This is a genomic window from Thalassomonas sp. RHCl1 (assembly GCF_947387555.1).
Classification (GTDB): Bacteria; Pseudomonadota; Gammaproteobacteria; order Enterobacterales; family Alteromonadaceae; genus Thalassomonas.
Genome location: NZ_CANDNZ010000016.1, coordinates 66,986 through 90,871 on the forward strand (window position 1 = coordinate 66,986; position 23,886 = coordinate 90,871).

The following is a 23,886-nucleotide window of genomic DNA, read 5'->3' on the forward strand; positions in this document are numbered from 1 at the left end:
TGCTGTAATGCAGGTCGACCAGCAATTGGCCGTTGAGCACTTTACAGCTGAGGGCAAGCGGTCTTTCCCTGGTGGCGTGGCTGGCAATCACTTGCCCCGGGGCCTCATTTGCCAGGCTAAAGTCTCCGTCTGCGGCCAAAGCCTGATCCAGCTGGCCAAGATAATTAAACAAGACCGTCAGGGCAGAGCTCGATGCTTGCTCCGCCGCCAACAGCTCCTCATCGCCTTTAAGGTAGTGCATCAGGCCGTAACCTAATCCCTTGTCTGGAATTGCCCTGAGGCTTTCCTTCACCTGTTTGATAACAGCCGCGGGATCTTGTTGCCGGCTTTCAATCACCAGGGGATGAAGGTTGGTGAACCAGCCTAAGGTTTCGGAAAGATCCAGATCCGCCTTGATATCTTCCCGCCCATGGTACTCCAGTTCAACACTTAAAGTGGCACTGCCGTTCCAGCTGTGCATCCCCAGATACAGGGCCGACAATAACAATTCATCTATTTTCGTGCGGTATGCCCGGTTACACTGGCTGAGCAATTGACCGGTGCTTTGTCTGCTCAGTTCACAGCTGGCGGTTTGTGTCGTTGCATAATGGCCGGCGGCACAAGCGGGAAGGCGGGCCGCAGACTCTCTTAGTTTCAGCTGTCCCAGCCAGAAGGCTTTTTGCACCGTCACATGCTCTGAATCCGCATATGCCAGTAATGTCTGAGCCCATTGCTGGTAGGAGCTGGTTTTCGGGCCCAGCTGCAACTTAGCTCCCTGTTTTACTTGCGACCACAGGTTTTGCAGATCACTAAGCAATATACGCCAGGACACACCGTCTACCGCCAGGTGATGACAAACCAGCAGCAGTCGCGCTTGCTCATCCTCAGTGCCCCTTATGTAGACCGCCTTAAATAAAGGTCCGCTCTTGATATCCAGTGACTGCTGGTATCGATTACAGATCTGCTGCAAATCGCTATCATCACTGTCATGCCAGACAAGCGCCGATTGCACATGATCCGGGGTCAGCTCCCGGTAACGGGCTGTGGCGCTATTGCCGTCATAGTCAAAGGCTAATCTGAGAACATCGTGACGCAACAGCAGCTGTTCAACCATAGCGCTAAGCTGAGGGCGCGTTATATCTGACGGCGGCACCAGCAGAACTGCCTGGTTATAGTGGCTATTATTTTGCTGATGCCCGAAAAACCATTGCTGAATGGGCAGCAGCACTTGTTCCCCTTGCGACGGCGTCTGGGAAGCCGGTAACACCTGTTTTTGCTCAAGCTCGGCTAACGCGGCTATGGTCGGGTTTTCAAAAAGCTGCCTGACCGTCAGGTGGATGCCGGCCCGTCTGGCCCGGGAAATCACCTGAATAGACAAAATAGAATCACCGCCGAGCTCAAAAAAGTTACTCTCGATACTGATTTCCCCGGCAGGAATTTTCAGCAACTCAGCCCAAATTTCTGACAGCGCTTGCTGCTTGTCTGTCGATGGCGCCACATAATGGCTTGCAACCTGGCGGGTGACCGGCGCAGGCAAAGCGCTCTTGTCCAGTTTGCCGTTGACGGTTAAGGGCAAACTGTCGATGGCAACAAAAATTCCCGGCACCATATATTCCGGCAATGAAGCGCTAATTTGCTGCTTCACCTGCTGACAAAATCCGCCTGGCTCTTCATCCTTATTTTCCGGCACTATATAAGCCACCAGTTGCTGCCGTTGACTTTCATCGCTGTGCAGTACAATGGCAACATTTTCAACCAGAGGACAATTTATGATCGCCCTTTCTACCTCGCCGGTTTCAATCCTGAAACCGCGTAATTTTATCTGGGCATCATTACGGCCGAGATAGAACAGCTCTCCGCTTTCGCTCTGCCGCGCGAGATCGCCGGTTTTATACAGCCGGGTATGGCCCAGGTTAAGCATCTTAGCGGTAACAAAGGGATTGTCGATAAAACGTTCACGGGTTAACAGCTCACGGTTAAGATAACCCACAGCCAGTCCTGCGCCGCCGACATAGATCTCACCGACACAGCCGGTTGGAACAGGCTTTAAATCACTGTCGAGCAGATAAATAACCTGATCCCCCAACCCTTGACCAATAACCGACATGCCATGGTCGTCGGCGCGGCACACGGGTTTATAACTGGCATGTACCGTTGTTTCCGTGATCCCGTACATATTAACCAGGCGAGGGCGGTGCTCGTTAAAGCTATCCCACCATGGCAGTAAGCTGCTAATTTGCAAAGCTTCTCCGCCAAAAACTACACAACGCAGTGCTTCAAGGGCGAACCCGTTTTGCAATACACTTTGACTAAAGGATTTAAACGCGCCCGGTGTCTGGTTGAGCACAGATACTGCCTGCTGCTGGCAAAGCGCTGCGACTTGCTCGGGATCCCTGGTGCAGGCGTAGTCGGGAATGACCAGTTTACCGCCGAACAAAAGGGCTCCCCAGAATTCCCACACGCTAAAATCAAAGGATATTGAATGGAACAGCAGCCAGACATCTTCTTCGTTAAAGGCAAAATCGCCATCTGTGGTGGCAAACAAACGGACAATGTTGGCATGGGATTGCAATACCCCTTTGGGTTTGCCGGTTGACCCTGAGGTGTAGATCACATATGCCAGAGCGTTATCAGCAAGTACTAACTCAGGGTTATGAATATTGCCATGCCCTGACTCAACCTCGCCACTTTGGCTTAATCGCGGATAAACCAACTGCAATTTAGCTTTAGACATCCTAGCTTCCAGGCTTTGCTGGGTAACCAGAAAACGAATATCTGAGTCCGCAATCATGTAATCCAATCTATCCTGGGGATAGCTTGGATCCAGCGGCACATAAGCGCCACCGGCTTTTAAAATAGCCAGAATCGCCACTGCCATCTCTAAAGAACGTTCCAGGCTAAGACCCACTAAGGTGCCCGGGGTTACCCCTTTGGCGATCAGCTCATGGGCAAGCCGGTTGGCCTCTTGATTGAGCTGCTGATAACTCAGGACATTATTTTCAAAAACACAGGCCTGCCTCGCAGGGTTATGCTGCGCCTGCTGCTCGAACAGGCGGTGGGCCGGCCCGGTTTTAAACCCGGTCGGGTAGCGGTAGTCCGGCGCATTTACCTCGGCAACATTTTGCTGTTGTTGTGAAGCCGCTATCATAGGAAGCTGTGCCATAGCAACTTCGGGACTGTCTGTCATCGCCGTGAGAATATTCAGCAAATGCGGCAAGAGATCTGCGGCCAGAGACTGGGCAAACTCCCCCCGGGTATTTAACGTCAACTGGATTTGCGCAGGCTGCTCCCCGCTGGCTTCCATTGGCTGTACCACAAGCGTTACAGGATAGTTGGTGCCTTCAAAGACTTCGATACTGTCCAATACTAATGCGGTATTTTTGGCCTGGCGGCCAACTTCTTCGCTGGCCGGGTAGTTCTCAAACACAAACAAGGTATCAAACAAATCAGCGGATAATGTACTGCATTTTTGAATTTGCGATAACGGCAGGTAGGCAAACTCATCGGCTTGTACCTGTTGTTTATGTAAATCCGCAGCAGATTGGCTGACGCTTGACTGTGACTCCCCATGAGCAGCGAAATCCACTACCACAGGTAAGGTATTGATAAACAGCCCCAGCATGGTATCGACTCCCGGCAAGTTGGCGGGACGACCGGAAACCACGCTGCCAAAGACCACCTGTTCGCTGTTGCAGTATCGTCTTAACAGATAGGCCCAGGCTAGCTGTAAAAGTACATTGACTGTGGTGTGCTGGTCCCGGGCCATTTGTTCGAGTCTGGCGGTCAAGCCGGGGTCAATACTCATATGGTATTGTCCCTGGCACAGAGGTTGCCCGGGTAAAGCCAGGGGCAGATGGCAAGCCTCTTCGACCGGCGCCAGATAATTAAGCCAGAAGGCCCGGGCCTTTTCTGCCGGCTGTTGCCCCAGCCATTTAAGATAATGTTTAAACCCGGTAACAGGGGGCAATATCGCCAGGGCATTTTCTGCTGCCGCTTCGGTGTTTTCAATCAAGTGCTGATACAAAGTCCAGACTTCGCCAAAGAGCAGGGAAGTACACCAGCCGTCCCAGAGGGCATGATGATGCGACCACAAAATCTGATAGGTTTCGTCATCCAGCCTGAACAGGGTAAAACGCATCAAAGGCGGCTGACAGATATCAAAACCGGCTTGTTTATCTTCCCCCCTGAGCTGTTCAATCTGTTGCAGCTGCTGCGCTTTAGGTAAATGGCGTAAATCATGCTCCTGCCAGCCAAGGGTTTGTCCTGCCTCTTGCACCACCACTTGCAGGTATCCGGACTCGCTCGACCCCGGGTCAGACCCTAATGAGCCGGTAAAGGCGGTTCGCAGGATATCATGGCGCGCGATGATAAGTTGCCAGGTCCTGTAAAATAAGGAGATATCCAGGCCTTTAAGTTGTAGCAGCATTTGGTTGGTATAGGCACCCGGAGAGAGCTCTGAGTGATAAAGTAAACCACTTTGCATTCCCGTGGCCGGATAAATATCTGCCAGCCGGTAGCGCGCTTCAAGCTCCTCTAGCTGACCCTGTTCCACTTGAGCCAGCGGGAAATCACTCGGGGTAAAATGTCTGCCCTGTATTTGGCAGCAGTGCTCAATGACCTCAGTTAACCCCGAATGAATTGCATCCGCCAGTGCCCTCCCTTGCACATGCGGCAATACCTGACTGTCGAAACTCATTTCAAAGCGCAGTTTGCCTTCATTCACCAGGCCGTTGAGCAACAAGCTTGCAGATCTGATGCAGTCATCAGCAATATTGTTGCCGGTCGGCTCGCTGGCGACAGCGATATCGGAGACTTGCTGCGTGAGCTGATCAAACTGTCCCAGGTAGTTAAACACTATATCCGGGGTTTGCCCGAGCAGTTCGGCATCCGGCCTAAGCTCGGACAGTATGCCAAAACCTATGCCATTGGCAGGCACGCCGCGGCATTGTTCTTTGACGGCTTTCACTAAGCGGCTAATGCTGCCGGTTTCAGCTTGCAGGTACAGCGGATATTTACTGGTAAACCAGCCAACGGTCTGGCTTAAGTCCAATGTTTCGCACAGGGCTTCCCGGCCATGACCTTCCATTAATAACGAAAGTTCTGCGCTTTGCTGCGCTATGTTATTCCCTTGTGCCAGCTGCCAGCGGTTAAAACCAAGCAGAAAACCCGACAACAACAATTCATTAATGTGCAATTGATAAGCCCGGGTGGCACTTGCCAATAATTTTTCTGTCAGCCGGGTATCCCATTCGATCGACAAATTAGCGAAGGTCTGTTTTTCACTTGCCTGGTTCGTTGCAAACAAGGGTTTGATTTGCCTGCTTTGCTGCTGCCAGAAATCAAGTTCGCGGGCTAAATCATCACTGTTGGCGTAATCAGCTAAAAACTCACTCCATTGCTGTAAGGACGAGGTTTTCGCCGGCAGCGCCAGTGGCTGTTCTTGCCGGCTTTGCTGCCATAAGCTGTGCAGATCATCGATTAAAATCCGCCAGGAAATGCCATCAACCAACAAATGATGACATACCCACAATAACCGGGTTTCACTATTCGATGAAATCAGCGCCAATTGCATCAAAGGGCCGCGGCTGATATGCATAGCAGCCTGTACCTTATTGGCCACTTCTTCGATATGCCGGTCACTGATCTCTGCCACCTGACAGCTGGTAACTGTTTCGCCAACCAGTTTATCCAGGTCGTCTTCAAAAAAGGCATCGCTAACCTTATCTGCTGAAAACTTTAAGCGCAGTCCGTCATGTCGCTTTATCAGTTGTCGCAGCATAAGTTTAAGGCTTGCAAGATCCAAAGCCTCGGGCACCTTCAGCAGCACCGACTGATTGTAATGATGAGGCCGGTCACTCTCGCGTAAAAAACGGCGCTGGACCGGTAACAGTGCCAGGCTGCCGGTGCTGGCTTCTTGAATGGCTTGCTTATTCGATGCCAGCTGCACATGGGGAGCAAGCTCGGCAATGGTTTGATATTCAAATAATTGCCGGGTAGTAAAGTGCAACCCCTGCTTGCTGGCTTTGGCAACGGTTTGGATAGAAAGAATCGAGTCGCCGCCTGAGGCGAAGAAGTTGTCTTCGATACCGATTTTTTCGCTGCGTAAAATATCCTGCCAGATATTCACCAGGGTCCGTTCAAGATCGGATCTCGGGGCCAGGTATTGCTGTTTAACCCGGGCCGAGATATCCACTTCCGGCAGGGCTTTTTTATCAATTTTACCGTTGGCATTAAGGGGCAGAGCCTGCACAGGCACAAACGCGGCAGGCACCATATAATCCGGCAACGATACCTTAAGGACACGGCGCAGCTGCTCGCTGTCGGGGACGCTAACGTGTTTGTCCTCAAGCACGACATAAGCAACCAGGTAGCCAAGCTCTGCTTCATAATTGGCGGTAACAACGGCTTCATTTACCCCGTCGACGGCTTTAAGGGCCGATTCGATTTCGCCGGGCTCGACACGGAAACCGCGGATTTTAACCTGATCATCACAACGGCCAATAAATTCCAGCTGACCGTCCCGGTTCCATCTCGCCCTGTCGCCGGTGGCGTAAAGCTTGCCGGGGCCAAACGGGTTGCCAATAAACCTTTTGCTGTTGAGCTCGGGGCGATTTAAATAACCGGCGACCACACCTGCGCCGCCGATATAAAGTTCACCGCTCAGTCCCCCGGGGACCGGCTGCCGGTGTTCGTCCAGCAGGTAAAGCTGGTGATTGTCCATAGGTTTGCCGATCGGCAATACCTGATCTACTTTGCCGATATTAGCGGTTACGTCATAGATGCTGCAGCCAACAACGGCTTCCGTCGGGCCATAATGGTTATAAATCTGGCTGGCGGGAAAGCACTGCTGCAGTTGACGGGCAAGGGATACGGGAAAGCTTTCTCCGCCGATGACAAACACATGTGCAAGCTGGCTCTGGAAGTTGTCTGCCAGTAAAACCAGCAAAGCTTTAACATGCATGGGGGTCATGCGAAACAGCTGAGGCGAAACGCTATCGGGCAGTCTTTGGGCCAAATCTTCCAATTCTTCACCACAGCGTAAAAACTGGACACTATCTCCCGTCAGCAGGGGTAAAAAGAGGCTCGGCACCGAAATATCAAAGCTGTGTGAGGTGACCAGGGTTGAACCGGAGAGAGCTTTGTCGTAGTAATGGCGTAAAGCGAACAGGCAATAATCGAGCAGTCCCGCGTGGCCCACAGGCACGCCGTTAGGCAGACCGGTAGAGCCCGAGGTATAAATCAGATAGGCGTTACCTTGTGCGCTCAGTTCAACATCCGGGTTGCTATCGGCATAAGCCTGGTGCCAGCCGTCCTGCTGCCAGCCATCTAAGGTGATAACATCTAAGCCGCCGATTGGCAGCTCGCCGAGCAGGTTTTCTGTCGTCAGGACAAATTCAATCCCGGCATCGTCCAAAATATGTCTGACCCGGGTGGCACTGTTGTTCGGATCCAGTGGAATATAGGCGGCACCCGCCTTTAATACGCCAAGCATGGCAACCAGCAACGCCGGTGTCCGCTCCAGGAAGATGGCAATATTTTCGCCCGGTTCGACATCCTGCTCCAGGAGAAAATCAGCTAAACGGTTTGCTTTTTGATTGAGCCTCGCATAACTGAGACGGGTCCGGGCATCTGCCGCCGCAATGGCATCCGGGTTAGTTATGACCTGCTGCCCGAACAGCTCCAGCAAGGTTTGCGCCTGGTTCTTCGAGTAAGGTTTGCCACTTCCCAGCGCAAGCAGGGCCTGACGGGCACTGTCATCGAGTAGCGACAACTCGTTTACCGGCGTTGCCGGATTTTGCAAGATGCTGGTCAACAGCTGCTCAAATCCTAAGGCCATGCCTTCAATGCTGGACTTGGTGAACAAATCGGTCTTAAAGCACCAGCTCATTTGCAGGGCATCTTGTTGTTCTATGATGGTCAGGTCTAAATCGAAACGTATATGCAAGTCACCGGCATTGACGGGCTTAATATCCAGTCCCTGGGTGCCATAATCTTCATTATCCCGGCTCTCGAGCAAGAATTTCACCTGGCATAAGGGATTAAAAGATAACTCCCGGGAGAGCTTGAGTTCTTCAACCAATAATTCAAAGGGTAAAGACTGGTGGGAAAAAATTTCCAGGGTTTGTTCTTTATTGCGCTTTAACAGTTGTTCAAAACTTGGGTTGCCGGTCAGCTCGGTTCTAAAGGGCAGGGTATTGATGAAAAAACCAATCAGGGACTCTAATTCCCTTTGGTTACGCCCGGCATTGGGCACCCCCATCACAATATCGCTTTCTCCGCTATAACGGGACAAGAGCAGGGCAAAAGCCGTTTGCAGTAACATAAACAGGGTGACGTTTTGCTGCTCGGCCAGGGTTAGCAGGGCCTGATAACGACTGTTATCCAGCACCAGCCAGTGCACATCCGCCGCATAACTTTGCCGGGCCGGTCTTGGCTTATCCAACGGCAAGTTATGCAATTGCGGTACATTGCGTAAATAATTTCTCCAAAAATCAAGTTCCTGGACAAATTTGTCCCCTTCAAGCTGCTGACGCTGCCACAGGGCATAGTCCGCATATTGGATCGGCAGGCGGGGAAGCACCGAATGCAAATCCTGGATATTTTCCCTGCACGCCCGATAAATCTGGAGAAATTCTTTAAACAACAGCGACATCGACCAGCCATCGGAGGCAATGTGATGCATATTGATCAGCAGCAGGGCATGGTGGTCCGAACGCCGGATACAGAAAACCCTGAGGGGAACTTCCTGCGCCAGGTTAAAATTGTAACGTGATTCCTCATCCGTTAATTGCTGCAAATAAAGGGTTTGCCCGGCGTCACTTTTATCGCTGATGTCAACGCAGGTGATCCTAAAAAGGGTATCTTGCTGAGGCACTTGTACCGCGCCATCCGCCCCGTTTTCAAACACGCTGTGCAGCACTTCATGCCTTTGGACAATAGTGGCAAACGCCTTTTCGATCCACGCTTCCTCCAGCTCTCCCTCGACCTCGAAAGCTTTAAGCATGTTGTAGTGGGCACTGCCCTGTTCGAGCTGATCTATAACCCACAAACGTTGCTGTGACCAGGACAATGGCGTTGGCGAGCCCGCCTCTGGGCGGGGACGGATGCCCTTGTTTTGGCTTTGTCCGGCATCTTGCTCTTTAAGCCAGGCCAGCAATTGCCCCTGCCGGGCTTTTAGCTCAGTCATCACTTGCGGTGTCAGTGCCCCCGGTTTGGCATGGACTTTTATTTGCCCGTCCTGCAGCGAGAAGCTGATCGACTTTTCGATACACCAGTCAATGAATTGCTCCATATTCATAGCAAGAACTCCTCTGTTTGCGAGCTGTCGGTAGTGGTCAATTGCGCATATTTATCCTGCTCCGCGCGTGCTTTTAAGGCGTTATCAATCACTTGTGCCATGGCAGATAAAATCGAGTGTTCAAAAAGTTCACGTATGGTCAGTTCAATCTGGAAATGGCCTTGCAGCTGTGCCAGCAGGCGTGAGATCAACAAAGAATTACCGCCTATGGCAAAGAAACTGTCCTGACGGCTAAGCTCGCTATTTTCAATGGCAAGCAGGGTTTTCCATATCTGTGCCAACTGATGTTCGGTGTCGGTTTTCAGCGGCTCATTCTCTGCTGCTCCCGTATACTCGGGCGCCGGAAGCTGCTTGCGATCTAACTTGCCGTTGAGGGTTCTTGGCAGCCCGCCTAAAAAGACAAAGTGGGCGGGGATCATGTGCTCGGGCAGATAATCCGATAATGCCTGCTTTAACTGCCCTGTTTTCTCCTTACTATCCACCTCGGGATCGCCGGTTAACACTATCCAGGCAACCAGACGCAGATCTCCGGGTTGAAATTCACGGGCGGCAACCGCGACATCGCGCACCTGCTCGAATTTTCCCAGCTGATGTTCTATCTCGCCGGGTTCGATACGAAAACCGCGCAGTTTTACCTGTTGATCGAGACGGCCATGAAATCTCAGCTGACCGTCTCTTCCCCAGCTGGCGCGATCCCCTGTGCCATAAAGCAGGCCGCTGCCTGGGACAGGACTATCAACAAACTTTTCCCGGGTTAACTCGGGGCGATTGTAATAACCCTGACTAACACCGGCGCCGCCGATAAACAACTCTCCCGGGCAACCTATGGGTTGCCGGTTGCCCTGCCTGTCGAGCACATAACAGCTATAGCCTGCCAAGGGTCTGCCGATGGGGATCTGCGACTCCTGACCTTGAAGCTCATAGCAGGTCGCCCAGACAGTGGCTTCGGTTGGGCCATACATATTGGTAATGGCCGCGCAGGTGTGTTCTTGTAACTGCTGCACCAGGCCTGGCGGCAAGGCTTCCCCGCCGAGGAAAATTTTCTCCAGGGAATCAAGTTGTCCGGCTTTAGCCCCGACAAGATGTATCTGGGCAAAGGCAGGCGTACACTGAATATGTGTCACCTGATGCCTGGCGATTAATTCGCTTATGCCCTGACTTGACTGACTTTGTCCTGCCTCCAGGGCAGCTGGCTTCGTGTCTTCTGCCAGGATAACTTGTGCGCCATTGACCAGGGTGCCAAAGATTTCCAGTACCGAGATATCAAAGGAAATGCCTGTAACCGCGAGCCAGCGAATGTCTTCACCCGCTTGTACCGGCAAATGCAGCGACATCGCCTTGATAAAATGGCTGACATTACCATGGCTGATCATAACCCCCTTGGGTTTGCCGGTTGAACCTGAGGTATAGATCACATAGGCAAGTTGCTGCGCCGAGATAGCAGGCAATCCGCTATCGTCTATGGCATAACCCGCCAATGCCTGCTCCGACAAATGTGTTTCATCCAAGACCAGGGCGGTACGACTATCGCTGAGCATATCGTCCAGGCGACTTTGCGGGTAGCTGGCTTCCAGCGGCAGGTAAGCGGCGCCGGATTTTAGAATGCCCAGCAGACCGGTAACCATTTCCGGGCCGGGGGGGATCATCAAACCTACGGTTTGGTTGGCAACAACCCCTTGCTGCAACAGATAATGGGCGAGGCGGTTTGACGCTTGATCCAGTTGCGCAAAAGTCAACTCCCTGTCTTTGAACACTAATGCACGCGCCTGAGGATATCTTGCCACCTGTTGCCTGAATAACTCAAGTATATTGGCGGGAGAGTCACCCGCCGGCTTATCCATGCCTGAGTACTGGACAAGCTTTGCCTCATCCTGCACAGGCAAAATATCGTAGGCGTAAATGGATTTTCCGGCATCAGCAAGCACCTGGGCTAGCAAATGTTCAAAGCTGGCAGCCACTCTCTCTACGGTATCCTGCAAGAACAGACTTTTTGCATAATTCCACTGCACCAGCAGAGAATCGTCTTGCTCCAATATCGACAACTCCATATCAAATTTGGCCAATGGCGCCTTTTCGGTGATGTCTGTGATCTCCAGCCCCGGCAGTGACAAGTTGCCGCCATCGTGATTATGGAATGAAAACAGGATCTGAAATAAAGGCGAAAATGCCAGGCTGCGTTCGGGCTGTAACCTGTCCACTAACGTTTCAAAGGGAATATCCTGGTGTTGGTAGGCATCAAGCAAGACTTGCTTGTTCAGTTCAAGCATCCGGGCAAAAGAATGCTTCTCATCCAAAGTCGCGCGTAAAACCAGGGTATTGGCAAAAAAACCGATCAAAGGCTCTAACACTTTATCGCTGCGTCCGGCAATAGGAGTGCCCATCACGATATCTTGCTCGTTACTCCACCGCCCCAAGATCAAACTGAACACAGTTTGCATCAGCATAAACAAGGTCACGTCATGCTCGCGGCAAAAATTTCTGGCGGTTTCAAGTGTTGACTGGCTAACTGTCCGGCTAAGGGTATGACCTTCAAAATCCTGATGGGCCGGGCGGACATGATCTAAAGGAAAACTGTGCACCGCAGGTAAAGCGTTGAGCTGCTCCAGCCAATAGCCCAACTGGTTGTCAATTTGTTCGGAGTTTTCCTGCTGTTGTTGCCATAGGGCATAATCACTGTATTGCACGCTCAGCTCGGGCAAGTCGGCAGCTTTATCGCCGGATAGCGCCGAGTAAATATCAACAAAATCTTTAACCAGCACGCCGGTGGACCAGCCGTCACAGGCAATGTGATGCAGGGTCAGCAGCAAAACATAAGACTTTTCGGCAAGCTTCACCAGTTTCGCCCGCATCATCACATCCTGCTGCAAATCAAACGGGGTGGAAGCTTGTTCAGAGATCAGTTTTGCCAATTCAGCATCCTGCCCGTTTTGGTTGTGACTGAGGTCAACCGTTGCAGTATCAAGGCTGACATCGCTTTTGACCTCTTGCACCTGCTCGAATTTATCATATACGGTGCGCAATATTTCATGCCGCTGAACAATCCTTTGCAGGGTTTGCTGCAATAAAGCGGTGTTGACATCTCCCTGTAAACGCAGTGCCAGGGGCATATTGTATTGGCTGCTGCCATTTTCAAGCTGGTCAAGGAACCATAGCCGTTTTTGGCTATGGGAAAGCGGCGCCGTTTGCTGATGAGATCTGATCACCGGCGGCATTTGCACCAGGTGTGCTTGTTGTTGTGACAAATACCCCAGTAATTGCTGCTTATTTTCCCTCAACAGAGCGATTAACTCGTCGTCCGGTGTTTCATCAAACAGTACTTGCAGTTGTTCATCTTCAACATACAGTTCAACTGCTTGTTCAGCGCATTTTTCAAGTATTACTTCAATCGTCATATCTACGGCTCCAATATCCTTGCCTTGCTTGTTTTATTATTTTTGCTAGAGGTATCTAGTTATTTTATTGTTATAAAAGCATTTTCTTTTTCTGCTCCTCGAAGATGAGGAATTCGACCGCACCATTGGCAGAATTGATCACACTCGAGTCGGTGACTGCGGGCACACCACGTAAGAAACACCCGCCATAATTGCCGCCGAAGGAGAAAAATCCCCACACCATGCGATATGCATTGATTTTGTTGACCGGGTCGCTGCACAGCACAGGATCGGGGTCAAAGTAGCTTTGCACTATCCAGTCGGGATCCGATTTGACTTTATCGATATGCTGTTGCCATTGTTCAGGCGTACAGCTATGTCCCATCAATACGTCTTTGCCTTGCATCGAATGGGCTTTCTTAAGCAATAACACTTGTTTGTGGTTTGATAGCAGCTCGGTCATGGCCAGCGTTTTTCCCTGCCAGTTGACACGTTCGTTGACGATGCGACTGGACCAGGGAATATGCCTGTTGACCAGTTCGCGTTCGCTATCGCTCAGGTAGGCTTGCATATAAGGTTCGTGCAGCAGGGCAAAAATCAATTTATTGCCCTGCAAGGTCAGGCTGGAGAGGTCGGGATAATAAAAATGCCCGTTTAATGCCGCCGCTTCCAGGATATTAAGTATATTATCCGGCACTTCGTTTTCTTCCTGAGTCGTGAGCAGGACAGCGTCCATTTCCTGCCCGTGGCAATAAACCCGGCCCTCGGGCGTGACCTCCATATCTTCGAGTTTATCGATAAAATAGATCTTCCCATCCCGGTGATGCCGTGACTTGGAGCTGGTGTAAGCCTTCTGGAAATTCTCTTCCAGATTTGCCCGGGTTTGGGGTTCTTCATTTGAAAGGAAAAACAAAACGTTCCCCTTAGATCTAATGCCTTTTATCCGGGTCATACATTGATTTAAAGCCCTGAACAGGCTTTCACAGACATTATGATGCTTGATATTGAGTTGATTTAGCTGTTGGCTTTCCTTAAAAGCACTCATCACCTCTTTTTGCAAAAAGTCCATTTGCCAGCCCCCCAGCGAAGCCCCGCTGTTCGATTCCACGATTTTAAATTCCTGGTTATGAACAACGGCGTCAAAACGCAGCGACAGATCCGCAGCATTAAACTGCGTATTTTTAAACAAATCGGCAACGATCTCCGTGACGTTCAAATAGTCGCAAAAGGCTGCTTCACCGTCCCTGAGCAAACGCCTTAGCGCTTTGTCTATGATGCCCGGCAGGGTTTTAACCAGCCCGGTCATTTCCTGCACCTTGGTTTTATCTATGATACATGCCCACGGGCTGACCCTGTGCTCTTCATCATAGAAGTGCATAAAGGGCTCCATATTTTCAGACTTATATCCAAAAGGACGCTGCTGAAGTTGAGGATTATTAAGCAGTACTTCACCTAACTCAGCGAATGAGGCTGAACAGGCGCGGTTATTTGTGATAAGCGTTTCAAAGTCCATACTATCTCCACTAGATAACAATGCGCGATTTCTTCTGACTGTTTTTACTGGTTACCTGTTTCACCAATAAGGCCTTTTCCATGGTTTTGGCCAGATGACGAATGGTGCTTTTTTCAAAGAATTCCCGGTAATTAAGCAGTAAACCGTGACGGGCCTTAATACGTTGCAGCAACTGGGTAACCAAGAGGGAATGCCCGCCTAAATCGAAAAAATGTCCATCTATGCCGATTTCATCCGGCGCCAGGCCAAGCAGCTCCCCCCAAATAACCGCCAGCTCTTTTTCCAGTTCGGTTTCGGCATGGCTAATGTCGGCGGAATTTCGTACGACTTGCACAATATCCGGCAATGCCTGTTTATTCACTTTACCGTTGGGACGCAGCGGTATTTCCGGGACGATGCAAATAGCCGCAGGCAACATGTACTGAGGCAAGCAAACACGTAAGGCGGCATATAATTCCTGCTCGGTTTTCCGGCACAGCAGATCGCAATCAGCCGGTGAATGCAAAACCACGTAGGCGGCCAGGGCATCTTGATTATTTGCCAGCCGGCGGACCAGCACCACGGCAGAAGCAACGGCATCTTGTTTGAGCAATTGCCGCGCAACTTCCCCCGGCTCAACCCGATAGCCGCGGATCTTAATTTGATCGTCACATCTGCCCAGGCATTCTAATTCGCCTTCTGGATTTACCCGGCCTAAGTCCCCGGTTCTGTAGGCTCTGCCTGCCGGCGTCTTGACAAAGTTAGCGGCGGACTTTTGATCGGCATTGATATAGCCATTGGCAAGTGAGCTGCCCAGCACCGCCAGCTCTCCGGTCATGCCCTCGGGAACCGGCTGCATAAAACGGTCAACAACAATAACCCGGGTATTATCTATGGCCTTGCCTATTGGCGCATAAAGGCTTTCACTGCCCGCTGGTGCCAATTGATGGCAAACCACATCGGACATAACTTCGGTTGAGCCATAGAGGTTGTAAAGTTTTACCTGTGGAAAACGCTGCAAGAGTTTCGCTGCACTGGCCGTCAGCAAAGGCTCGCCGCTGACAAACCAATGCTTTAATGTCAATGCTGGTTCCGAGTCCAATTCCGACAGTGCTTTCATTAAAGAGGGGGCGGTGACCAGGCGTGTTATTTTCTTACTGGCAAGCTGTCGTTGTAATTGATGGCTGTCTTTTACCGTATCACGGTCAAGCAGCAGCAATTTGGCACCACCGCATAATGGTACCAACAGCTCCCACACGGCGCGGATAAATGCCATAGAAGTAATATGCGCCATGGCTTCATTTGCTTCGAACGGTATCTTGTCCAGCATCCAGCGAATGCGGTTTTTAGTCGCACCATAGGTGCCTGCTACGCCTTTGGGGGTACCAGTGGAACCGGAAGTAAAAATAATGTGAGCCGGGGCATCATCGGGGATCACCATTTGTGCCGGATCAGCACTCTGTTGAGCACCAAGCTGGCGCAGCGAGTCCTGACTGTCCAGCTGTAAAGGCTCCAGATCCGATACCCAGGCATTATCCTGTATAAACTGACGATCACTGAGCACCAAATCGGCACCGGCAATACTGGCCATTAGCTCACTTCTGGCGCCGGGCAGCTCTTCGCTTAAAGGCACGTAGCAAGCCCCTATTTTTAAGAGGGCAAGTATCGCCTTGATGCGCAGCGGGGAACGGGAAATTGCCAGGGTCACACGTTTATTCAGGTCAATTTGATATTGCCCCATCAGTAAGTGCGCCAACTGGTTCACTTCCTTATTCAGCTGCTGATAATTCCAAGTTTGCTGCCTGTAGGCCAGGGCAGTATCTTCAGGCCTGGTCGCCGCCAGGTGTTCAATATAACCGGCAATCGAAGGCGAATGGCCGCTATTAGTTGAACTTTCGCTGATTTGCTGCCATTTCGGTGCGCTCAGCCAGCTATACTCGAGCACAGGTTTTTCCGGACAGGCAATAATTTGCTCCAGCAAGTGGTTGAATTCATCTGCAAACCTGGCGATGGTTTCCCGGCTAAATAACCGGCAGTCATAGACCCAAGTCAGCGCCAAAGGTTTGTCCCGGCTATCCGGCTCTTTGATATAAAGGGTGATATCGTATTTATTGTCGATCGCTTCATTTTCTGCCGGGAAAATATTCACCCCTTCCAGGCTAAACTCAGTATCGGCATTGTTGTTAAGGTTTATCATCACCTGGAATAGCGGCGAATGCAGCAGGTTTCTGGCGGGGTTAATGCGCTCGACTATGGCTTCAAAAGGTGCATCACTATGCGCCATAGAGGCAAGATGCTGGGCTTTGCTTCTTTGCAATAAGGTTTTCAGATCAGGGTTGTCAGCAAATTCAGTCCGATAGACCTGGGTATTTAAAAATAAGCCGATCAGCTCTTGTGTCTGGGGCTGGCTTCTGCCGACAACCGGCGCCCCCAAGATCACATCCGTTTCATAACTCAGGCGGCCGATATGCAGGGCCAGGGCCGTTTGCATCAGCATAAACAAGGTGCTGTCGCATGCTTTTAACAGCGCTTGCGCTTGCGTTAACCAGGACGATGTCATTGCCCGGTTAACCACTTCCCCTTTCCTTGGCTGATCTGGGTGATTCTCTCTCGGGTAGTCCAGAGGTAAAGCGTGGCAGGCGGGAGCATCTAGCAGCAGTTCTTGCCAGTAGCTTAGCTTTTGCTCCCGGGCCTGTGCCGGCAACTCATGTTGCCAAAGTGCAAAGTCCACATAGTCAATGCTAAGTTGTGGCAGATGCGCCGGGCTGTCAGCTAAATTAGCCTGATAGAGTTGAATAAATTCTTTAACTAACAAATCAACAGACCAGCCGTCGGCCGCGATATGATGAATATTGATTTGCAGCTGTCCGTGAGGGTTTGTCCCCCCCGCCAGGTGAAAATAACAAACTCTTATCAGCAGCTCATTGGTCAAATCAAATGGCCGGTTATTCTCTTGCGCTTTTAACTGCTTTAATGTTTGCTCCCGCTCCGGTGAGGCCAGGGCAGAAAGATCCGCTTGCTTGAGCTGCCATTGCCATTCTTGCCTGATCTCTTGCTTAGCGCCGGTTTCATCGGCGATAAAAACAGTACGCAAGGCACTATGGCGGTTAATGATTTCCCTGATCGCCTGCTCGGCAGTCAAAGGACTGAATTTGCCCTCGATAATAAAGCTTTTCGACATATTGAACTGATTAGAGCCGGGCTGCATTTGCTCCAAAAACCAAAGTCTTTGCTGGGCATGGGAGAGTGGGAATACCCCCCCCGGTACTTGCCTGGCCCGGATCTGGTTTGCTTCACTCTCATGCGGCAGCTCATCGATAATTACTGCTAAGTCCGCTAATACCGGAGCTTCAAACACCTGTTTCATAGTGATGTGTTTGGCAAATATGTTGCGAATTTCCGCCACCAGTTTGACAATCAACAGCGAGTGTCCGCCCAAATCAAAAAAGTTATCTCTTGCCCCTATCGCCCCGGTGACAGGCAACAGTTTCTGCCAAATCTCGGTCAACACCAGCTCGGTTTTAGTCTCAGGCGCCAGGTATAACCCCTGAGCCGTGGAAAAATCAGGAGACGGCAGACGCTTTTTATCGATTTTGCCATTTGCTGTCAGTGGAAACTGTTCCATCACAATGATGGCTTTTGGCACCATGTAAACCGGCAAGCGATCCGTCAGGTACAAATTGAGCTCTTGAGCTAATTGCTCCGCCTGGTAAGCTCCGCTATTTGCTTCTGGTACAACGTAAGCCAGCAAGTGCCTGGCTCCGGCCTCTTGAATGTCATCAAGGGCACGTACCATGACCACAGCCTTGGCAACCCTGGCCGAGGAAGCAAGCTGATATTCAATTTCACCGAGTTCGATACGAAAACCATGCAGTTTGACCTGATCATCGGCCCGGCCGATAAACTCCATTTCACCGTTATCGAGATAGCGCACCAGGTCGCCGGTGCGATAAAGGCGATCTCCCGCCGGCCTGTTGGCAAGCAGAGCAAAGGGACTGCTTATATACTTCTGCCCGGTCAATTCAGGCCGTTGGTAGTAACCTTGCGTCACACCGTCACCGCCTAAATACAACTCACCGACACTGCCTTTTGGTACCAGCTCCTGTCGCGGTGAAAGAATATAGGCCTGGCTGTTATCAATAACCCGGCCAATTGCTGGTACGGTGGAAACCGGCTGGCTAAAGGATGCCCAGGTGGAATAGGTGGTATCTTCTGACGGCCCGTACAGATTACAGACACGCAGTGACTCATTGCCTTGCAGCAGCTGATTTACCACCCTGGCAGGCAAAGGTTCCCCGGCTAAATTCACTAGTTTAGTGCCTGGCGGCAGCGCCTCTTGCGCTAACAGGGCCTCTATAGCCGAAGGCACGGTATTGATCAGGGTGATATCCAGTTGATTTTCTAACAGGGCAAGCGCATTAGCAACCAACACCACTTGATGACCTAAACTCAAAGGCACAAAAATTTCGAACACGGATAAATCGAAATTCAGCGATGTGCTGGCCAAGGTTTTACTCAATTCAGCCGGGCTAAAGACAGAGCGGGCCCAGTGCAGCAAGGCGGCAAAGTTTTTATGAGTAACGGCCACCCCTTTAGGGGTGCCGGTTGAGCCGGAAGTGTAGATGATATACGCCAGTTCATCCGACGACTTCCCGGCCGCAGCCATCACGGGAGCATCGCTGTAATGGCTGAGATTTTGTTTCAACTTAGGCGAGTCCAGCGCCAACAAATGACTAATTTTGTGGTCGCCGCCAGCTTTTGCCGCAAATAATTTTTCAATCACGGCTCCCTGGCCAATCAGATATTCCAACGCAAGATCACCCGCGATAAACTGAATCCTGGACGCAGGGTAGGAGGGGTCGAGCGGCACATAAGCGGCTCCGGCCTTCAGTATGGCCAGCAAGGCGATGATCATATCGGCATTTCGTTGCATCGAAATACCCACCAGGGTTCCGTCGGTTACCCCATGTTCGCGTAAATAATGGGCCAGCTGATTGGACGCCAGATCTAATTGGCCATAGCTGTATTTTTGGTTTGCACACACCAGAGCCAGCTTGTCGGGGACTTTTGATGCCTGTTGAACAAAAGGCTGATGCAGCAGGGCATCCGCGTCATAACTGCACTGGTTATCGTTGAGCTCCACCAATAAATGATGAATTTCCTGCCCGGATAACATAGACAACTCAGATAAGCGGCAATCCTGCTGCTGCGTTATCGCTGCCAGTAAGGTATGTAAATGTTGATGTAACTGTGCCGGGGTTTCAGGTTTAAATAAGGCCCGGTCATAAAGCCAATTAAACTTAATGTCTGCACCATTTATTTCAACCATAAGCTCAAGATCAAATTTGGCAGCCACTTGCAATGCCGTCATTTCTTCAATTTTTACGCCGGGTAAAGCCAGTTGATCTTGCTCACTGTTATCCATCGACAGCATAATTTGAAACAGGGGGGCGTGCTCGCTGCTGCGCTGCACCTTAAGCTTTTCAACCAGGTGATCAAAAGGAATATCCTGATTGTCCTGGGCTTGAAGATTGACTTGTTTTATATGCGCCAAATACTCGCCCAAAGCAAGATCGTCCGCTAACTGGGTCCTGAGTATCAAGGTATTGACAAAACAACCAATCACCGGGTTCAGCTCTGTCCGGGTGCGGTTAGCGACCGGGGTACCTATGACGATGTCACTGCTGCCGCTGTACCTTGCCAGCAAAATACTCAGGGCGGCATGTACCAGCATAAAGGGGGTAATGCCCAAAAGCTGACTGCTCTGGTTTATTTGTGCTGCAAGTTCAGCGGCAATACTCCCGGTGAATTTACCTCCTTGGAATGCCATCTGCTTCGGACGTGGAAAGTCCAGGGGAAAGTTATGCACGATCGGCAAGTCTGCCAGCTGGTTCTGCCAATAATGCCATTGCCCGAGCAATTGCTGCTCATTTGTTGTTTGTGCCTTGTAGTCAGGGGTTAAAGCGCGTAAAACCTGTTTTTGCCAGAGGGCATAATCAGCATACTGCAGCGGTAGTGGCGCCAACAGCTTGTTGCTGCCGGACTGATAAAGTTCGATAAATTCACGGATAAATATCCCCAGCGACCAGCCGTCTGCCGCAATATGGTGCAAACAAAGCAACAAGATCCCTTGTTCATCCTCAGCAATTTTAAGCCAAGATGTGCGCAGCATAAGATCTTTAGTCAGATCAAAAACTTTGCTGGCATTTGCTTCAATAAATTGTTGAATTTTTTCACTACGCAGCAACGTACTTACACTAGTCAGATCCGTCACCTGCAGCTGGTAAGAGCCAGGTTTTTGGATCTCCTGATACGCTTGACCCTCTTTAACCATATAACGGGTACGCAGGATCTCATGACGCCTGATGATTTCAGCGATGGCATTTTCGGCTTTGGCAACATCAAAAGCACCGGTTATTTTTAATGCCACCGGCATATGGTACTGAGCCGAACTGCCTTCATATTGATCAATAAACCACAACCGGGATTGAGCCGGCGAAAGCGGCAACAGGGTATCCTGCTTGTCTCTGGCTTTAATGGCCACTTTTGAGTCAGGTGAAACGACGGCACTTTGTTGCTGCACGACCAAAGCCAGTTGATAAAGCAAGGGGTGATCAAAGACTTGTTTGATATCCAACGCTTTATTCACGCGGCTGCGCAACTCGGAGATCAGCCTGACGGCAAGCAGCGAATGTCCGCCAAGATGGAAAAAGTGACTGTTTCGACCAATTTTATCCTGCTCCAGGTCCAGTAAATCAGCCCAAATTTCGGCGAGCAGGGTTTCGGTTTCGTTTTGCGGAGCAAGGTATTCCCCCTCCAGCCTTGAAAAATCCGCTTCTGGCAAGGCCGTTCTATCTATCTTGCCGTTGGTGGTCAGCGGCCATTCGCTTAAGCGGATGAAGACATCCGGCAGCATATAATCAGGTAAACTTTGCTGCAACTGAGTGCGCAGCAAAGATGAAAAGCTGCCATCTTCCTGTCCCAGCTCGGCAATATAATAGGCGATCAAACGGGTCGAACCATGCCATTTTTGGGGGATAACCAGACTTTCTCTCACCTGGGACAGAGTATCTAACTGATGAGAAATTTCTGCTAACTCAATTCTAAAGCCACGAATTTTAACCTGTTCATCTTCCCTTCCTAAGAAGGTCAGTTGGCCATTGGGTAACATACGAACCAAATCACCGGTTTTATACAGGCGCTGACCGGCTACATTTAAAGCCGGGGCAGTAACAAAACGCTCCCGGGTTAATGCCGGGGCATTTAAATAACCAAGTGCCAACCCCTTGCCGCCGATGTAAAGTTCGCCGCAAACACCTGTTGGTGTTAAGCGCTGATCTTTGTCCAAAATAAACAACTGTTTACCAGGATATGCACAGCCAATAGCAACCTGCTCAAGATCGTCGGCGGTAATCTCGTGGCAAAGGGCGGTAATAACGGCTTCGGTGGGGCCGTAGGCATTAAAAAGTTTTATTTGCTCAGCCCGGACAATATCAAACCAGCGGCTCACCAGTTCCGTGCTGAGGGCTTCCCCGCCAACGACCAATCGGGTCAGGGAGGAGCTGCGCCACCCCTGTTTGTGCTCAGGGGTTAATAATTGTGCCAGGTAGGCTGGCGCCAAATCGGTAATGGTAACTTCGTGATGATTGATATAGTCCAAAAAAGCCTGGCTATCCGGCACCCGGTTACCGCGAAGGTAAAGCCTGGCTCCGCAGCACAGGGCCGCGAAAGTTTGCTCTAAAAAGGTGTCAAAACTAAATGAGGCAAACTGATAGACTTTGTCTTTGCCGGTAAAGCCAAAATAATCGATTGCCGCCTGGATATGCCGGGCTATGGCTTGATGGCCGACCACAACCCCTTTAGGGGTACCGGTCGAGCCGGAAGTATAGATGACATACGCGGCAGAGTTTGCTGCAAGCTCAGACAAAACAAACTTGTTTTTCAGTGGCGCCGTGTCCTCTTGCTCACACAAAAGCAAGGACAGGTGGGGCATTTTATCAAGCGGTAGCTGCGAAACCAGCTTGTCTTGGGTCAGTAAAATCTCTGCCTGGCAGTCTTGCAGTATATGCTGGATCCGCCCGGCAGGGTAACTTGGGTCAATGGGCACATAAGCCGCTCCCGTTTTTAATACCGCTAAGATACTGATCAGCATCTGTGGGCTACGATCCACGCATACCGCAATAAGATCTTCCTCTGCAGCCCCCCGGTCGATTAACCGTAATGCCAGGCTGTCGCTGAGCAGATCCAGTTGTGCATAAGTGAGACTGTTTTCCGTTTGACTGTCGAGCCCATGGCTCTGGGTACAGGTCAGGGCTATGGCATTTGGGCTTTGTTTGGCCTGCGCCGAAAAACCTTGCGCTAAAGAAACAAAGGCCTGCTCCCGGGAGGGGGGAGGGGTCAGATTTTTCAGCATGGCTTGCGATTCTAAAGCCGGTATCCGCTCCAGGCGCTTAAGGGGGACATCGGGATGATTTAACAGCTGACGCAGTAAAAACTCCAGCCGACGGGCAAGCAGATCCGCTTCTTCATTGGAAAAATATTGGCTGCTGTAGTCGATTTGCAGCTCACAGTCCGCACCTTCACCAAATTCCCAAATGGTAATGTTTAATGGTGTCAGCTCATGGTTATGGCTCAGATAAACAAATTCACACGGCTTTTCTTCAATTTGGAAATGGCTGTCTAGCTTCAGATAGTTGAAGGAAACGTCATAAAGCTCTTCATTTCCCTGATTGATGTTATTGATAATGTGGCCAATCGGAAACCTTTGGTGGCGGAAATTACTTTTTTGCCGCTGAGCTATCTGTGCCAGTATTTGTGAAAAGCTATGCTCGCCCGCTATTGATAACGCGATGGGACTAACGCTAGTGAACACCCCAGGCATTTGTTTTTCTGAAAAGTTTTTACGGTTATGGGCGGGAAGCCCCAAGACCAGGTGGTTGCGATGATAGGTACAGGCTAAATACCCGGCGATCAATCCGAGAAAAATTTGCGCCGGGCCGGTTTGTTCTTGCTTGGCAAAGCGGTTTAAGCACTTCATCAGGCCGGTATCAAGTATTAACCGTTTACGCCTGCTGGCGATCTTACTCTGGCTTTTAAACCGGGAGCGATAATAGGGGGGCAATAATTTCCCTGCAGTTAACTCAGGGATATGATACCAATATTGCTTGTCCTTTTGGTATTTTTTACTTTTAAGGTATAAGGCATCTTTATCGGCTATTTCCTGCCATGGGGTAGCCTGTTCCCTATCAGCTTCAGGATCCGCGTAATATTTGCCAATTTGTCTGGCCCAGTTGGCAAAGCCCCAACCATCCATGGCCAAATGATGGCACAGCCCCATGTACCAGTGTTTATTATCCGCAAGTTTTAACAAGGCTGCCTGAAAAAGTTCGCCGCCGCGAAAGTCGATAACAGACTCAAAGCGCTCCCTCAGCCATTGGTTCGCTGCGGCTTCTGGATCTTGATGCCCGGAAAAGTCAATCAAATCGAGCGCTAAGGTACGGTGCTCACTGATATATTGGCTAACGCCGCCATCCCCGACAACAATGCGAATGCCAAAGGCCTGGTTGGAGCTGACGACCTTTTGGTGGGCAAAGATAAATTTTTTAATATCAAGCTCAGCCATTTTAATACAGCCGCCGACATTATAATGCGGGTTGTCGGGGTGCTTGATTTGATCGAAATAGATATCTTGTTGAGTTAAGGTCAGCCCAAAAGTGTGACATGCAGACATAACAGCATTCCCCTGC

At 50.6% G+C, this 23,886-nt stretch carries 4 protein-coding genes (1 of these 4 running past the window's edge); all 4 read right to left on the reverse strand.

Going from position 1 to position 23,886, the window contains the following annotated elements:
- On the reverse strand, nucleotides 1-9,277 hold the 5' portion of the coding sequence (locus tag QL234_RS27540) for a non-ribosomal peptide synthetase (RefSeq protein WP_281560968.1). It extends 3,431 nt beyond the left edge of the window; only the first 9,277 of its 12,708 coding nucleotides appear in the window; it begins with the start codon at nucleotides 9,275-9,277; its stop codon lies beyond the left edge, outside the window.
- Nucleotides 9,274-12,669, reverse strand: a complete 3,396-nt coding sequence (locus tag QL234_RS27545; protein ID WP_281560969.1) for an amino acid adenylation domain-containing protein — start codon at nucleotides 12,667-12,669, stop codon at nucleotides 9,274-9,276. Before QL234_RS27545 ends, QL234_RS27540 begins: the two co-directional genes overlap by 4 nt.
- Before the next feature lie 70 nt (nucleotides 12,670-12,739).
- Complete coding sequence (locus QL234_RS27550) at nucleotides 12,740-14,161, reverse strand: hypothetical protein (RefSeq protein WP_281560970.1); 1,422 nt, start codon at nucleotides 14,159-14,161, stop codon at nucleotides 12,740-12,742.
- Between the two features lie 10 nt (nucleotides 14,162-14,171).
- Complete coding sequence (locus QL234_RS27555; RefSeq protein WP_281560971.1) at nucleotides 14,172-23,870, reverse strand: non-ribosomal peptide synthetase; 9,699 nt, start codon at nucleotides 23,868-23,870, stop codon at nucleotides 14,172-14,174.
- Between the last annotated feature and the right edge of the window lie 16 nt (nucleotides 23,871-23,886).